Here is a 15,418-nt window from a genome sequence, read left to right on the forward strand (position 1 = left end):
CAACAGTTCAAGCTGATACGTTCAGATTATGGAAATACCCGAAAACGCACCAAATATCGTCAAATAGACCTTTACGATGTTTTCTGTGCCATACTTTATACCCTGAAAAATAGCTGTATTTGGCGTTACTTACCATCTGATCTTCCTAAATGGCAAACCGTTTACTATTACTTGTTGGCGTAGAAAGAGCCTGCCAGCCTTGATGAACTCACTAAGTTCAATCGAGTTTCAAGAAAACTGTTGCGTAACATCGACTGATCAAGAGTGTTCAGCTAGAACGTCATTTTTAATCATTGAAGCCCAAAGTACTCGCAATATTCATCCAGCCGAGTGCAAAGGCTACGATGGTGACAAAAAGAAGGCTGACATTAAACATCATATCGGCGTTGATACTAAGAACCTGTCTAGTATCTGCTGAATCTGGTAGAATTGTGGAAAACCGACTGAGGAGTTTGTCATGCCAGATTATCCAAGCAATATTTCTCGAGCGCAATTTGCGTTAATACAACCTGATTTAGAAAACTTCCGCAAGCATACAAGACCGCGTCGTTATGATCTTTATGACGTATTCAATGCCATCCTTTACTCGCTTACTACAGGGTGTCAATGGCGTGAATTACCGCACGATTTCCCGGAATGGCACACTGTCTACCGCTATTACGATATGTGGCGAGATAAACCAGACCCGACAGCTGATTCGCTATTAGAAAGGCTTTTAAAAAAACTGTTGCTTCCTATCGCTTTGCACAGGGCCGATCGGCCCGAACGTCGTTTGTGATTGTTGATGCTCAAAGTGTTAAAACCACTGATTTAACGAAAAATAGTGGCTACGATGGCGGCAAAAAGATTTCAGGGATTAAGCGTCATATGGCGGTTGATATTAATGGTTTACCACAAGCCATTCTCGTGACACGAGCTAATGTATCAGATCGTTCAGGTGCATTGGCTATGTTTAGTTTGGCTAGCCAAAATTTAGAGCTGGTTCAGCATGTCATGGTTGATGGTGGCTACACTGGCAATGACTTTGCGGATCAGGTGAAGCTCATTTTGAATGCTAAGACGACGGTAGCTAAACGCAACGAGTTGCATATGTTCACGGTGTTACCGAAACGATGGATCGTTGAACGTTCATGGAGTTGGCTAGATAAATGTCGGCGACTTTGGAAAAACTGTGAACGTGCCCTTAACAGCAGTCTTCAAATGGTTGTATTGGCCTTCCTGAAGATAGTTCTTAAAAGATACTAGACAGGTTCTAATGAAATCGTCATTGGTGGCGATGAGCCCGATAATGCTTTAAAATTGAAGACGTTATATCATGAATATGCGCATAGTCAGTTATATGGGTTAAAATCAGCCTTTAAAGATCGCCCGCGAGCCTATCAAGAAACGCAAGCCGAAGCGGTCGCATATGTTGCCATGCAAAATATTGGCGTTGATACCAGCAACTACTCACTCGGTTACGTGGCCACCTGGGCCAAAGATAAAGCCGTAATCCATAGCGCTTTAAGTGAGATCCAGCAAGTGAGCAACAAAGTGATTGAGCTTAGCGATGGCTTAACCAAACAATTAGGCTTACAAGAAGCCCCAAAAGAGCCTGCGCATGATCTAAAAAAGCTATCAGCCCATGATCTTAATAAGTCCTATCAAGGCTTGCAACAACAAGTTCAGCAAGCAACTAATCCACAACAAAAATCAGAACTACAAAATAAATTAAATGATGTACACCATGAAATCAGTAATCGAACGCAAAAACAACTGAAAGCATTTTCTGAACAAAACCCGGCAATTAAACAACCAGAACATAATGTAGCTAAAACATTGAAAAGATAGGGGGATTTAACACTATGAAAATTGTTCTTTTAGATGGATATGAACTAAACAAAGATTTAAATTGGAAAAGCTTGCAAGAATTAGGCGACTGCACTTTATATGATCGTACCCCAGTTAACGATAACGCTGAAATCATAAAACGAATTAAATATGCTGATATCGTCATTACACACAAAACACCCCTAGATCATGAAGTGATTAGCAAAACATCACGATTGAAGTATATCGGAATCATGGGAACCGGTTATGATGTCGTTGATATTGAGAGCGCACACCAGAACAAGGTTGTGGTGACTAACATTCCCACATATGCAAGTGATGCAGTGGCACAATTTACTTTCTCGTTATTATTAGAAGTGACTAGCCAAGTTGGATTGCATAATCAGCTTGTTCATGAAAACCGGTGGGCACAGGCTCGTGATTTTACTTTTTGGGAAAAACCGCTATTAGAATTAAAAGGGAAAACTTTAGGAATAATCGGTTATGGCCATATTGCGCAAAAAGTTGCTAAAATAGGACACGCTTTTTCTATGAAAGTTATTTTCTATAATCATCGTCCTAAAAAGGTTCCTGAATCATGGATTCAGCAGGTTTCATTTGATGAACTATTAAGGCAATCTGATGTGCTTAGTCTGCATGTGATCCAAACACCAGAAACAATTGATTTAATTAATAATGATACGATTGCCAAAATGAAAACTGGGGTTATTATATTGAATACGGCCCGAGGCAAATTGGCTAATGAAGCGGACATCAAGAATGCCTTGAATGAAGGCAAAATTTATGCCTACGCCACTGATGTTGTTAAAGGGGAGCCCATTGCTAGTGATAGCCCATTATTACAGGCCAAAAATTGTTATATTACCCCACATATTGCTTGGGCACCATATGAGACAAGAGAACGGTTGTTGCATATGACTGTTGATAATATAAAAGCATATTTATCAGGAGATCTGAAAAACGTTATCAATTAATGGCAATGGTCTGTGAATTCTTTTGCCTACATTGAAGTAAAACTGTCTAAAATAAAGCAATTAGAAAAAACAGAGCCAGCAAATAAAGTGTTAAGAAAAATACGGAGAGCTAGAATTTTATAGCTTCTCCGTATTTTTAAAGGCCACATTGCGAATTTCTTGTAGTGGGATAAACCGATCAGCGTCAATCACAATATCATTGGCATTGTAGCCACGGATCAAGGTGGTGATATCTGGCAAATGACGGTTGTTTTGGTCAACCGTTTTTAATTGAATGGTCACTGGTTGCTGACGCTGATATGCGTCCGCCAATACCTCGGTAATTACTGCTAAGGATTGTTGCGGTCTTGGAACGTATACTGCATTCAACTGCTGGTTCTGTTGGTTTAAAGCGGCAGTATGATCAGATAAATAGAACCCCTGCCATTTCATCATGCCCCGGTCATGATAATCGTGTTCAAAAAAATGCTTAACCGTGCCTAAATCAAAGTCTTGGTTATTCAAGGGGCACCCGCTTTCGTTGAATCAGCTTTTGACTTGCCGGCCACCGTTCTCCTGTAAAGCCGACAAATTCGATCGTTAGCTTTATATCTTGTCGTAATGCTTTTAACAGCTTTTCTAAATCAGCTAAATCATAGTGTGCTAATTTATGTAAGGGAACGGATTGCAAGCGCTCGTTAGCCCGTTGACTGTTAAAAAACAGATTATAGGTCTGATCGTAGGTATCATTAGTCAACATTAACCAATAGCGGGTTTGGGGACACCGCTTAAACAATAGGGTTAATCGCCCCTTAATAATCTCTATATCGCTATTCATAGCTATTACCTCCATTATGTCCGCCCACTAGTGAAGCCCGCTTGATAGCGGTGCCCCCCTTTAATAAACTGGTCGCGTAAACTAGTTTGGTGAACCCAAATTGCCGGTGAATTTCATCAATCACCTGGTTTAACCGGCTACGGCGAATTTGGTTGCGCGGTGTTTCAAATAAATTAAGTTGTTGGCCGGAGTTGGCACTTAGTTTACTGCTATAAACGCCAATATTCCGGACAGCTTGACCGTCCCAATTCTGACGGAATAACCACAATAATTGTTGCGTCAAAACTTGATTGTCGTTAGTCGGGTCAATTTTTAAAGCTTGGTGAAAGCCACCGCGACCATCTGCTTCAGCTGCGGCATAGGAAAACCCAATGCTTAGCGATAGACACCCCGCCAGTTTATGGTGGTGCCGAAGCCGCGCCGCCACCTGTTCCCCAATTTCTTTAATGACGGTTTCAATTTCGACTTGGTTAAAATAATCTCGTGGCAATACTTGCGAATTACCCAGGCTAGCTTCTTTAACCTTAGTTGGTTCCGTAACTTGCGCGCGATCAATTCCCCAGGCCGTAGCAAATAACTGGCTACCAATGACGCCAAGCTGCTGTTTGAGTAAATAAGGGTTGGTATGGGCTAGCTCATACATATTGTGAATGTGAAGGCGGTTCAAACGTTTCGCCATACGGGGACCAATCCCCCAAACGTCCGTTAATTCAGTAATTGACCAAATTTTATCCGGCACAGTTTCGTAATGGATTTCACCGATCAATTCATGATTATGTTTAGCGTAAAGGTCTAAGGCTAATTTAGCTTGCACCGGATTGTCACCAATTCCCACGGTGGTATACAAGCCTAGCTTTTGCCGAACTGTCTTTTGAATCAAGCGTGCCACTTCGCGAACGGAATTGCCAAACAGCCGCCAAGTATGGGTCATATCAAGAATGCTTTCATCAATTGAATACGGCCAAACCTCTTTTTCAGTAGTAAATTGATGAAAGATCTGATTGATCTGCAAATTACGTTGAATATAAAGGTTCATGCGCGGTGGCACGACCCACAACCTGGGGTCATTGGGTAAGTCACGTTTACGGGAGACGTTGGCTTTAAGATGAAATAAGTGCTTAGCTTCGGGTGACGTGGCTAAAATGAGTCCGCCATTGGTATTTTCAGCTTCACTAAGGACCACTAATGGGACTTTTAAGGGATTTAGCCCCCGGGAAACGGCTTCGCAACTAGCATAAAAGGACTTGTTATCAATTAAGAAGAACACGCCATGCGGTTCATCATGAGTAAACAATTTCATCACTTCCGTTAGCTTTTACCTGTATTGTAGCACAGAGGGCAAACGTGTGTTCCCTAAAAACTGCTAGAAAGCTGATTAAAAATAGTCGAAAATCCATTATAGTCATGCTATAATGTAGACAGAAAAAGGGAAGCCCCGCTAGAACAGGACTTCCCATGCAAGCCGCTTCAAAGGCGGTGGCGAAGTTAATAAGACAGCATTAAGCTACCCTGTAACTGGCCAAAGTTACGCAGGGTGGCTTTTTTATTTGTTCCTTTTGTCGATGTACGTTAGCAACGCTAAAATAAACATTGCAAATAGCAACATCAACGAGAGTGTCTGGAAGACGCTCATTGACTGTGAAACCTTCCTGAAGATTATTCCATGTTCCCATGGGCCTCACCTCGCAAGGGAAAAGACAGCCACCGCCCTTAAAACTTCCTGCGTAATCCATTATACAGGTGAATTAAGTGTTGACCAAGCACAATAAAAATTAAGTCATGGGGTTTCATAGGATCCTAAATTTGATCAAATTAAGCTCAGCAAAACATCTTTTGTAGATACCCTTTTTTTAGTTCCTGGAGTTTTTCAAGCTTACGCTGATGAAGAGTGATAGTGTTGTCCAATCCATTCAGAAGCTCAGCGAGCTTAACTTGTTCTCTCTTTCTTGGGAGCAGAACAGGAAAATCAATCAAGATGTTCTGATTGAGGTGCTTGATTGTTCCACCGGTCGACTTGGCATTGGCATACTTCATTAGAAACGGGGCTGCCAAGTATTGATAAACATAATCAACGTCAATTGTCTCTGGATCCTTTATCTTGACATTGAAGACTCCTGCATTTAATGTTGCTGGCATGTTGAGGCCTTGAACAAGGGCTACTTTGCCCAAGGTCCCATCCTTTGTTATAAGGATACTGCCATTTTCGACTTGTATCTTTGTATCTTGCTCATACCGATTTTTTTCTACATAGTGGACCGTCGAATAATCAACCGTACCGTCGTGAAAATTTGTTCCTGTGATTAACATATAATCTCCGGACTCGAGAAACTCTGATGTACGCAAATTCTGCCACCCAATCCGAGCATTTAAGGTTGCAATGTCAGAAAGCTTACGCTGTTCCCAAGCGTCAGCAAACCCTGCAAATCTTAATTGCGGGAACTTGCTACCATTTCTGGGGAACAATTTCTGCAAATAGCCCTGTTTAAGTTCCTTAAGCTTAGCTAACTTACGCTGATGAAGAGTGATAGTGTCGTCTAACTGTTTGAAAAATGAGCCGATTTTTTGTTGTTCATCTACTATCTTAGGAACAACTAGTAGAGTATTAAAAAAATCAGTAGGTGCAATATTTAGTAACCCATGATTACGAGCCCCTTCTGCCGCATTCTTAGAAACCTCCCGGTACCATCTAGTGGTATCGTAATATGAAACTAGAAACTGAGAATTGATTTTCGTAGGTCTAAAGACTATATAAAGTGTCGATAGAACGCCCATATCATACTTATCTAAACGCTTAATAGCGCCCCATGGATATCCATTTGAATAACTTTTATTATATGCAAACTCACCATTTTTAACTAAAAAATATCCAGTAACATCACGACTCGCTACTTGCTTATTGAAAAAATCATTTTGATCTACCAAACCATCTTGTGCAGATATTGTTAGCGGAAGAGTCGACTCATTATTTTTGTTTTTTCTAGTAACACGCTCTGAGATGCTAGATAACTTACGCTCTTCCCAAGGATCAGTAAACCCTTTAAATCTTAACTGCGGGTAACTAGCTTGTTGATCTTTCATTTGTGGGCCTCCGGTTTTGACTGGTCATTAACCTGGGTGGTCACTAACTGGCTAGCTAATTCATTAAAGATTTGTTCATTCTGACTGATTTCCTCGTCCAGTTGCTTTAGATCAGCTTTGACTTGGTTCAGATCAATCTCGGGTTCCGGCTCAAACGTATCAACGTAGCGCGGAATATTTAAATTATAATCATTCGCTTTGATTTCTGCCGGTGAGGCCACATGGGCATATTTATCGACATCCTGCCGGTTTTGATAAGTGGTCACAATTTTTTGAATATTCACTGCCGTTAGCTTATTTTGATTCTTGTCCTTTTCAAATTCCCGGGACGCATCAATAAATAAGACGTCGTCAGTGGTTTTGTGTTTCTTTAAAATCATGATCAACGTTGGAATACTGGTGGAATGAAAAATATTGGCGGGTAGTCCAATAATGGCATCAATCCGGTTATCCAGCAGGAGTTTTTGGCGAATCTTACCTTCCTTAGCCCCCCGAAATAGCACGCCATGGGGTAAGACAATGCCCATAGTTCCGTGCTCCTGCAAATGATAAAAGCCGTGTAGCAGAAAGGCAAAGTCGGCTTTAGATTTAGGCGGTAAGACGCCATAGTCGCGGAAGCGGGGATCAGACAAACGTTTGTCACTATTATCCCAGTGCGCCGAGTAGGGCGGGTTCATAACGACCGCATCAAATAAGTAAGGTTCGTCAACCGGCCAATCTTTACTTAACGTGTCGCCATTGCGTAAATGCATATCGTCATACGAGACCCCATGTAACATGAGGTTCATACGGGCCAGGTTATAGGTCGTGGTGTTCAATTCTTGGCCGTGATAACTCACTAAATTGGGGTCTTGCACGTGCTGTCCGACATTTAATAGCAGTGAACCGGAACCAACCGCTGGATCATAAATAGTTCGAACTTGTTTGTCACCTGCATTGCGCTGATAAGTCACAATCTGGGCAATAATGTCGGACACCTGCCGTGGGGTATAAAATTCACCCGCTTTTTTACCGGAATCACTGGCAAATTGCGCGATTAAGTATTCATAGGCGTCACCTAGGACGTCGCCTTGATGGTGGACAAGATCAATTGCATTTAAAGCCAACATAGTATCACTAATAGTTTGGTTACGTTGTTGTAAAGAACTGCCTAATTTATTACTACTTAAATCCACATCGGCAAACAAGCCCGAAAAGTCTTGCGCTGAAGACAGATTTTGCGTCGACTGTTCCAGATCATGAAGTGCTTGAGATAAATCGTCTAACGCAAAAGTATGGGCTTGAATCTTGCCAATCAGGGTGGTGTACAACGCTTGTGGTTGAATTAAATAGCCGAGCGTGTTTTGCAAATACTCCACTAAACTGGGCTGCACCGAGACGCCTTCCAACTCGAACTGAGGATCCATATACTGAGCATATTTCTGAGTGACATTTTCGGTTTCGCCTGCCCAATCACTAAAAGTCGTTAAGGTTTTCTCGGATAGAAACCGATAAAAAATTAACCCCAATAAATAATTTTTATATTCAGAAGCGTCCATTTTCCCGCGTAAGACATCGGCCGCATTCCATAGGGCGCTTTCAAGTTGACTAGCTTGAGTTGTTTTTTCTGACATTGTTTAACCTCACTTATTTTTGTAGATAAATTGCTAAATCGTGTTCAATAAACTGCCGCCAAGCGGCCTGGGACTTAATCCGGTATAGTGGCAAAATAGCTGGAATCTTCGGCCCAGCGGCTGTTTGAGCTTGTAAGGCCGCTGCTAAATTCGCTGACTGCGTTAATTCTTGTTCATGATGCCATTCATCAGTACCCACGGTGTGTTCACGTGCCACCCGTAATAGGGTTGCTTGATCTAGGCCCCACGTGTGGGCAAAAGCCGTCGTTTTTTGGACCAATTGTTTCTGGGCATAAGCGGCCACCAACTCCCGAGCATTCAACGCTACTGGCGCTTGATTTTGGTCACTCTGTTGCTGAGACTGTTGCATTTGTTGCTCAATATAAGGCATGGCTTCGCGAATTAATTGAGCCTGTTGCGGTTGCGTTTCCGCTAATTTATTCAAACTAGCCTGTACTTTGGCACTATTTTGCAGGTAATCGGTCATATGGGCTTGGGCTTGATCAGGTGTCGTGTACTGTTGCTGTTCATCAATCCAATCTTGAATTAATTGCGTCAAATAATCATAATCCACCAAGACGACTGAACCAACGGCTAAGGAAAAGTCTAAAGCGGCCAACTCTTCGGGGACTTTCTCAGGCTCTTGGTTAGTAACCGCCGCTTTAATCCGCAGATATTTACCCGTATAGGATTCTACTTCGGGCTGAGCAATACCAAAAGTCTTTTCGCTGTTCTCCCAAGTGAAATCGTTGTACATGGATAAGGAATTCAATTGTTGATTCACTTGGCGAAAGGCTTTCACAAACTGTACCTTGGCAGTAGTTCCTTTAAGGTCATCGGCAGCCGTCGGCGTTGGAGCAATGGCTTTTAAATCCACCACAGCCTTTTGAAATTTTAAGACGGCCTGCTGATAAGTGGGACGAATGATGACATTAAAAGAGCCTTCGCCACTATATAACTTATAAGCTTCACGTTCATTCGCTTCCATGATTGCCGGCACCCGAAAGGTCACAATTTGGCCTTCTTGTTTTAATTCCCGGTTTTGGAGCCGGTTGGTGCGTGAGTAGGCTTGAATGAGTTCTTGATAAGCTAAGGTGCGGTCAACAAAGAGCGTGTTTAGCCGAGGGGCATCAAAACCCGTTAATAACCGTCGCACCACAATCACTAAATTAATTTCCTGATCGGGTTGCAAATGAGCAAAGACCGCCTCACGCCGGGCGGCCCGTTTTGCGACATCTTCGTTGTAGAGATTCAAATCGGCTAAATCAAAATTAGTGTGATACTGCCGATTATAATCTTTTAAAATGGTGGCCATTTGGTCATGTTTTTGCGCACTCTGATCTTCGTTTTCACTTAATGAATAAGTAATCGCAATTCGGGGCCAATCAGGATCTAGCTGATTGTGAGTAGTCTTTTTCGCGGCTTTAAAGGCTTGATAATAGCGTTGCGCCATTTCAATGGAGCTGGTGGTTAAAATCGCATTGTAGTTGCCATGCCCCAAGCTGGTTTTACGTGGGCCTTTTTGTAAAATATATTGAACAACTTGTTGGATATGTTCATCAGTCTCAAAGTCAGCCGGAGTTAAATACGTTTCTTCCAAGTCCTTGACTGACATCGCTTGAATCTTGGCTTGAATTTTTGCTTCATCAGCTGTACTCAGCAGGCGGCCTTGCTTATCGCGACGTGCTTTGACGCGCTGAGTTTCTTTTTCGAGGGCCCGGATTATTAACGTGTCTTTCCCAATCGTCGTTACGTGTTCCACGTTAAACGGTAACACGGCTTGGTCCTCTAAGGCATCTCGCAAGTTATAAACGTGACAGACTTTACCAAATAGCTCCTCAGTCGTGACCGCTAGATCACCCTTGAGCTGTTTTTTATTTTCATTAAAGATGGGGGTGCCGGTGTAACCATACCAGTTACTATTGATAAACGCTGCTCGGATTTCCTTTTGCATCTTACCAAACTGCGACCGGTGGGCTTCGTCAACAAAGAAGATTACCCGTTGCTTTAAAGTCTTACTAAAGCGGGATTGCTTACCGGTTGCCAGCTGGGCTTGCGTTTTTTTGACCGCCCGATGAAGTTTTTGAATCGAGGTGACCAAGACCTTACCGTCATTTTGTTGCAATTTACGCATTAAATCACCGGTATTTTGGGCTTCGTTAATGGCAATATCGTCATTGGCGGCATAGGCACTAAAGTTGCTGGTTGTCTGTTCGTCTAAATCCCGCCGGTCAACTAAGAAGATGACCTTATCGACACCGGGATCTTGCGCCGCTAATTTAGCGGTTTTATATGAGGTGAGTGTTTTACCAGAACCCGTGGTATGCCAAACAAAGCCATCTTGATGGTCATGAATCCGGTGCATCACGGCTTCAATCGCATAAATCTGATAAGGCCGTAAGAGAATTAAGCTCTGACGTTCTTGGTCGATGACCGTATATTCACTGACCATTTTGTGGGCCATGGGAATATTAAGGACTTGGCGCGTAAACGCTAAGCCGTTTTCCACGGGGTGATTATCCCGCGTTCGCCAATTGAACAAAAAGGCTTTATTGAAATGATCCGGTTCGGCATTCGCAAAATACGCCGTACTATCCGGCGTCATAATCACAAACATTTGCAGCAGCGAGTAAATCCCCGTATATTTACCTTCTTGCGCGTATTTTTCAATTTGATTAAAAGCCTGGTTAAGTTCAACCGTGGCTTTTTTTAGTTCCAATTGAATTAAGGGTAACCCATTAATCAATAGGGTTACGTCAAACCGGCGATCAGGATCGACATCTTGAGTACCAGCTAACCGTGGTCGTACTGCTTGTCGGACCACTTCATAACTAGATTTACCACCAGCGACGTCCGCTTTCCAAAACAATTCCAGGGTGACGGTCCCCAATTTGGCATCATCACGTTCGATTTCAACTTTACCAATGCCGTTTTCGGCAGCTAGTAATTTAGCCGCTTCGTAAGGCGTCCGTACTTCAATAGCACGTTTAACTTGATTAAATTCAGTATCAGTTAATGGCTGCCCTTGCAATTTAGCATAATTATTGTTGTTTAACTTATCTCGAAAATTAGCCCATAATTGATCAGGAGTGGCACCATATAGATCTTTTCGCTCCACCCATTGATTGTTCCCGGTTGTTAAGGTTTTAACGACTTCTTTTTCAAACGACAGCTCCAACATAAAAATAGTCCTTCCCCGCCAATTTTAATCTATTCACTAGTTTAGTATACGCGAAGCAAATGAAAGAATTTGTACCAGAACCAAATTAATCACTAATTTCAGTATTACGGATTGATAAGAAAGGATGTTTATAAATGTCTATACGATTAACGCTATCACCTGATATCAAGGCTAATGGACGACTATCTCATCTTCAAAACATTGTGGATCGTATAAATAATCTGAACAAGTTTTCACGGGAAATGGATGACTATCATCATATGGTTAAACAAAACGTTAACTCCATACCAGATGATTTTTCATTTAATGAAGTAGCTACAGTGGCCTTTTTTCAAACGGTGTCTGACCAAGTTAATACTATTTTTCTTTTAACGGCACATCATATATGGAAAGTAATTTTAGGAGAGCAAATAATAGAGGATAGTCTCAGTTATGTGCGGCTCATCGTCATAGAATCCCCTAAATTTAAGACGGAAGGATTGTTTAGTGGCAAACAGTTTTTGTCCTTTCAACCAAAAGCAAATTTAAAACTATACTTTGACTCGAAAGAGGACAAAAGCTTTCTGGAAACCACTTTCACAAATGAAATAAATCGTTTTTTGAATAAAGAAAGAGTTATGCTAGCCAAACCTGAACCAATACCAATCAGTGAACCGCAAGAAAGTACGAATAACCATGCACTGGAGAACCAGAACAAAGCGCTTATTGAGACACTAAACCTAGAAAATAACGAAACAGCAATTGCACTGATAACGCTTAGTCAGCTCAAATATCCTAAAAATAAGATAAAGCCATTGTCTTCCGGGGACATTCCCTTGGGTTTCCAATTTATAGAAAACGATTATGTCACGGAAAGCGGACTAGCTATTCTCACAATGGGTGGAGCCTATGAAAAAGCATTGCAAAAAGTAATTAAGGATATTCGTAACTTGATTGAGCAAAAGAATGCAGATGGCGCCTTTAACTTATGTCTTACTCATACTGAGGACGAAGGCTCATCGACCGTGTGGATTTATGCATATTTTGACATTGCAAAAAGGATCCTTTAGTCAGCCCCTTCCCTTCAGAGTGGAGTTTGTGCGAGTTGTTCAACTCAAAACAGGCCTTCCATTTGCAAATGGGTTCATACGTCAATAGTAGGTGCTATGGCTAATGATCAGCTTAAGCAACTTCATAAAGACCATTGTTTTCTCCAGGAGAATGGTATTTTAAAACGAGCAGTGGTGTTGACCAGATGTTGATTCGTAGTGGCCGAAAGGCCATTTGTTGTTCAGGTGCACCTGTGCCGCGGACACTGCGTGATGACCGTTCTGAAGGCATTATATGTTCGCAGCCCCTATTATGACCGTGAGATTTCACCCCTAGCCCTAGGTATTAACTTATATATTCTTGCCGATCATTACATAAAGGAAATTTATTGTGAGCTTTCAAAAATTTTCATCCGCGCGTTTTAAAATCAAGTTAGCCACTTTTATTACAAATTTGGGACAATAAAAAACATCAAGAACAGATATCCTGTATCATTGAAGTTCCAACACAAACAATGAAAGAGGTATTGTCCTGATGCATGAACAGGATATCACACGTCGTCAACCAGGTCATCATTTGTCTCAAATGGAACGCGGTAGAATTGCAGAACTTTACGCCCCCGGCACCTCCAAACGCGAAATTGCTGCCAAAATTGGCGTCTGCCATCAAACCATCAATAATGAGATTGACCGAGGGACTGTCAAGCGGGCTAAGCGCATTAATGGCAAACTGATCTATCATACGGAATATAGTCCTGAAGCTGCTCAGACGCGCTATGAGACCGCACGTCTGAATTGTCATAGGCCGGATAAATTCGCCGCTACAAGCCACTTCCTGGCCTGGTATGCTAATCAGGCCAAGACTGAACACTGGTCGCCTGATGCAGCCGTTGGCGCCGCACGGCGAGCCAAGCTATTCACCCCTGAGGAGATGGTGTGCACAACCACTTTATATCGCTACATCGATGATCAACGCTTAGAAATTCGGAACATCGATCTCGTGGAGAACGCAAATCGGCGGACCAAGCAACACAAGAGCACTAAGCATAAGCGCCTAGCCGGCCGCAGTATTGAGGAGCGTCCTAAGGCTGTCGAACGCCGCAAGCAGTTCGGACATTGGGAGATGGATACCGTTGTCGGGAAACGCAATGGCCGTGAGAGCGTCATCCTTAGCCTGATTGAGCGGAAGACTCGTTGCCAACTTCTCCGACTGATCGACGGCCGAGACTCGGACTCTGTGGAGTTTGCGTTACGAGAAATCAAGCTTGAGTGGGGTGACTGTCTGCGCACGATTACCGCAGACAATGGCCCGGAGTTCTCGACTCTGAATAAGGCCTTTGAGGACACAGATACAGACATCTTCTACGCGCATTCATACACCTCATGCGATCGCGGCTCCAACGAGGCCCACAATCGCATGATTAGACGTGACTACCCAAAAGGCGAGTCGCTGGATGATGTTAGTCCCAGCCAGGTGCTGGCTACCCAAGACCGTCTTAACGGGCTTCCCCGGAGAAAGCTAGACTACCGTAGCCCCCAGGAGTGTTTTGAGACCGAAGTGCGCCGGACTCGGCGTTCAGCACAACACGTAAGCTAAACAATGAACCACTCATAAGATAACAGGCTGTTCTTGGGAGTGTCTCAACACCCCGGCTAACTTGTTCTTGCAATTTGGGATAATAAATCTTCAGCATTTGCCTCAGTAACACGAGTGATGGTGATCGCCATGGCATTGGGCCTCCTTAAATTTGCCTTGAGCTTACCTTGCTGACGACGGTATTGCAAGACCACGAATTCTTTCCTTACATTAGCTAAAACTTCGACTATAATTATTTTGGAGGCGATTACATGTTTTTAGATCATCGAACCATTCGCAAATTTTCCACGCAACAAGTTGACCCGCAATGCTTGAACCGCCTGATCACTGTGGCCCAACATACTGCAACCTCACATTTCTTGCAGTCTTTTAGCATTATTCATATCACCGATTCCGCACTGCGTTCACAAATCGCCGCCATCAGCCACCAAACTTATGTCGATGGCAATGGCAATGGTGAATTATTGATTTTCGTGGCGGATCAATACCGCGCAGACCTATGCGCCGACCACCCTAACCAACTCAGCTCAACGGATAAATTTATCCAAGCCGCATCGGATACTTTATTGGCGGCAGAAAACCTCGTCGATGCCGCTGAAAATCAAGGGTTAGGAACCGTGATTTTAGGCAGTATCCTCAATGATCCAAAACAATTGATCTCCCTGCTTCACCTACCGAACCTCACCTTCCCGATTTGTGGCGTGATTGTCGGCTATCCCGATCAAAAACCAAACTTCAAGCCGCGCATGCCGCAAAGCTTAATGAGCTTCGACAATACTTATCACTTACCTGACGACTGGAAAACGCAACTAACAGATTACGACCACGTGATTCAGCATTACTATGCGACCCGCGATACCAATCAGCGCGAAGAAACCTTCTCCCATTTGTTAGCTAACGGTGCCGCCCATACGCCGAAAAAGCGCAGCGAACTACTCGATGCCTTGCATCAACAAGGGTTCTGTTTGAAATAACAGGATAATAAATCGATTCATCTTTTAATTTTAATTTGTGTCTTGTCAAGTGTCATGCGACAATCATCTCTAGGCAGCTGCCTCCAAAGGGGGTGTTGTCTTTGTTGAAGAATCTATTCACAGTCGTTGTCGGCCCTGTGGTGGTCGGGGTTATCATTGAGTTGATCAAACGTTGGCTGGACTTGCGACAACTTTTGCGACTGCCGTTGCTGTTTGAGGATACTACCGATTGTGGGTTGCATAGGGGACCTTCTTTCATAATGCCAAGTTTATTTGCTTTTAGCCACTAGGGTATACCCTAGTGGCCTTTTTTATTTCTGTGCTAT

At 43.0% G+C, this 15,418-nt stretch carries 14 protein-coding genes and 1 pseudogene; 8 read left to right on the forward strand and 7 right to left on the reverse strand.

The features are described 5' to 3' along the window. Positions 1-15: 15 nt before the first annotated feature. The 4 genes and pseudogenes from LBPC_RS17485 to LBPC_RS02540 all read left to right on the forward strand — a co-directional run bounded on the left by LBPC_RS17485 (position 16) and on the right by LBPC_RS02540 (position 2,804). Positions 16-183 carry a transposase gene (locus LBPC_RS17485; protein WP_225358532.1) on the forward strand — a complete coding sequence of 56 codons (168 nt, stop codon included), beginning with the start codon at positions 16-18 and terminating at the stop codon, positions 181-183. A gap of 274 nt (positions 184-457) precedes the next feature. Next, positions 458-1,245 (forward strand): IS5 family transposase gene (locus LBPC_RS15120; protein ID WP_099973804.1). Its coding sequence is split into 2 segments (ribosomal slippage): positions 458-725 and positions 725-1,245, totalling 789 coding nucleotides; the frame shifts between segments, so codons are not numbered across the junction. Positions 1,246-1,251: 6 nt separating this feature from the next. Next, positions 1,252-1,830 (forward strand): annotated as a pseudogene (locus tag LBPC_RS02535) (hypothetical protein); the annotation flags it as partial. Positions 1,831-1,844: 14 nt separating this feature from the next. Further along, a complete protein-coding gene (locus LBPC_RS02540) occupies positions 1,845-2,804 on the forward strand; it encodes a D-2-hydroxyacid dehydrogenase (protein ID WP_003587152.1) in 960 nt (319 codons plus the stop codon). Between the two features lie 117 nt (positions 2,805-2,921). Here LBPC_RS02540 and LBPC_RS02545 read toward each other — a convergent pair whose 3' ends face one another. From LBPC_RS02545 to LBPC_RS02570, 7 genes are all read right to left on the reverse strand, one after another. Next, positions 2,922-3,308 carry a hypothetical protein gene (locus LBPC_RS02545; RefSeq protein WP_003587151.1) on the reverse strand — a complete coding sequence of 129 codons (387 nt, stop codon included), beginning with the start codon at positions 3,306-3,308 and terminating at the stop codon, positions 2,922-2,924. Further along, positions 3,301-3,621: a hypothetical protein gene (locus LBPC_RS02550; protein ID WP_016363695.1), complete on the reverse strand. Its 321-nt coding sequence runs from the start codon at positions 3,619-3,621 to the stop codon at positions 3,301-3,303. Before LBPC_RS02550 ends, LBPC_RS02545 begins: the two co-directional genes overlap by 8 nt. Next, positions 3,614-4,921, reverse strand: a complete 1,308-nt coding sequence (locus LBPC_RS02555; RefSeq protein ID WP_003587146.1) for a Y-family DNA polymerase — start codon at positions 4,919-4,921, stop codon at positions 3,614-3,616. The genes LBPC_RS02550 and LBPC_RS02555 overlap by 8 nt, the downstream gene beginning before the upstream one ends. Before the next feature lie 243 nt (positions 4,922-5,164). Further along, positions 5,165-5,254: a putative holin-like toxin gene (locus tag LBPC_RS17430; RefSeq protein ID WP_072672334.1), complete on the reverse strand. Its 90-nt coding sequence runs from the start codon at positions 5,252-5,254 to the stop codon at positions 5,165-5,167. A gap of 185 nt (positions 5,255-5,439) precedes the next feature. Beyond that, positions 5,440-6,699, reverse strand: a complete 1,260-nt coding sequence (locus LBPC_RS02560) for a restriction endonuclease subunit S (RefSeq protein WP_003606688.1) — start codon at positions 6,697-6,699, stop codon at positions 5,440-5,442. Next, a complete protein-coding gene (locus LBPC_RS02565) occupies positions 6,696-8,312 on the reverse strand; it encodes a type I restriction-modification system subunit M (RefSeq protein WP_003661670.1) in 1,617 nt (538 codons plus the stop codon). The genes LBPC_RS02560 and LBPC_RS02565 overlap by 4 nt, the downstream gene beginning before the upstream one ends. Before the next feature lie 13 nt (positions 8,313-8,325). Continuing rightward, on the reverse strand, positions 8,326-11,493 hold the full coding sequence (locus LBPC_RS02570) for a type I restriction endonuclease subunit R (protein ID WP_003606687.1): 3,168 nt from the start codon (positions 11,491-11,493) through the stop codon (positions 8,326-8,328). Between the two features lie 134 nt (positions 11,494-11,627). On the opposite strand from LBPC_RS02570, the gene LBPC_RS02575 reads away from it, so the two are divergent. The 4 genes from LBPC_RS02575 to LBPC_RS15135 all read left to right on the forward strand — a co-directional run bounded on the left by LBPC_RS02575 (position 11,628) and on the right by LBPC_RS15135 (position 15,382). Then, positions 11,628-12,542 (forward strand): hypothetical protein, encoded by a 915-nt coding sequence (locus LBPC_RS02575; protein ID WP_003587138.1) that lies wholly within the window; start codon positions 11,628-11,630, stop codon positions 12,540-12,542. 514 nt (positions 12,543-13,056) lie between these two features. Beyond that, on the forward strand, positions 13,057-14,118 hold the full coding sequence (locus tag LBPC_RS02580) for an IS30 family transposase (protein ID WP_032781070.1): 1,062 nt from the start codon (positions 13,057-13,059) through the stop codon (positions 14,116-14,118). Positions 14,119-14,369: 251 nt separating this feature from the next. After that, positions 14,370-15,092: a nitroreductase family protein gene (locus LBPC_RS02585; RefSeq protein ID WP_003587133.1), complete on the forward strand. Its 723-nt coding sequence runs from the start codon at positions 14,370-14,372 to the stop codon at positions 15,090-15,092. A 140-nt stretch (positions 15,093-15,232) separates the two neighbouring features. Further along, the gene (locus tag LBPC_RS15135) at positions 15,233-15,382 is read left to right on the forward strand and encodes a hypothetical protein (RefSeq protein ID WP_228772279.1); all 150 of its coding nucleotides are present in this window, start codon (positions 15,233-15,235) and stop codon (positions 15,380-15,382) included. Positions 15,383-15,418 lie beyond the last annotated feature (36 nt).

Source organism: Lacticaseibacillus paracasei subsp. paracasei (assembly GCF_000829035.1).
GTDB classification, from domain to species: Bacteria; Bacillota; Bacilli; order Lactobacillales; family Lactobacillaceae; genus Lacticaseibacillus; species Lacticaseibacillus paracasei.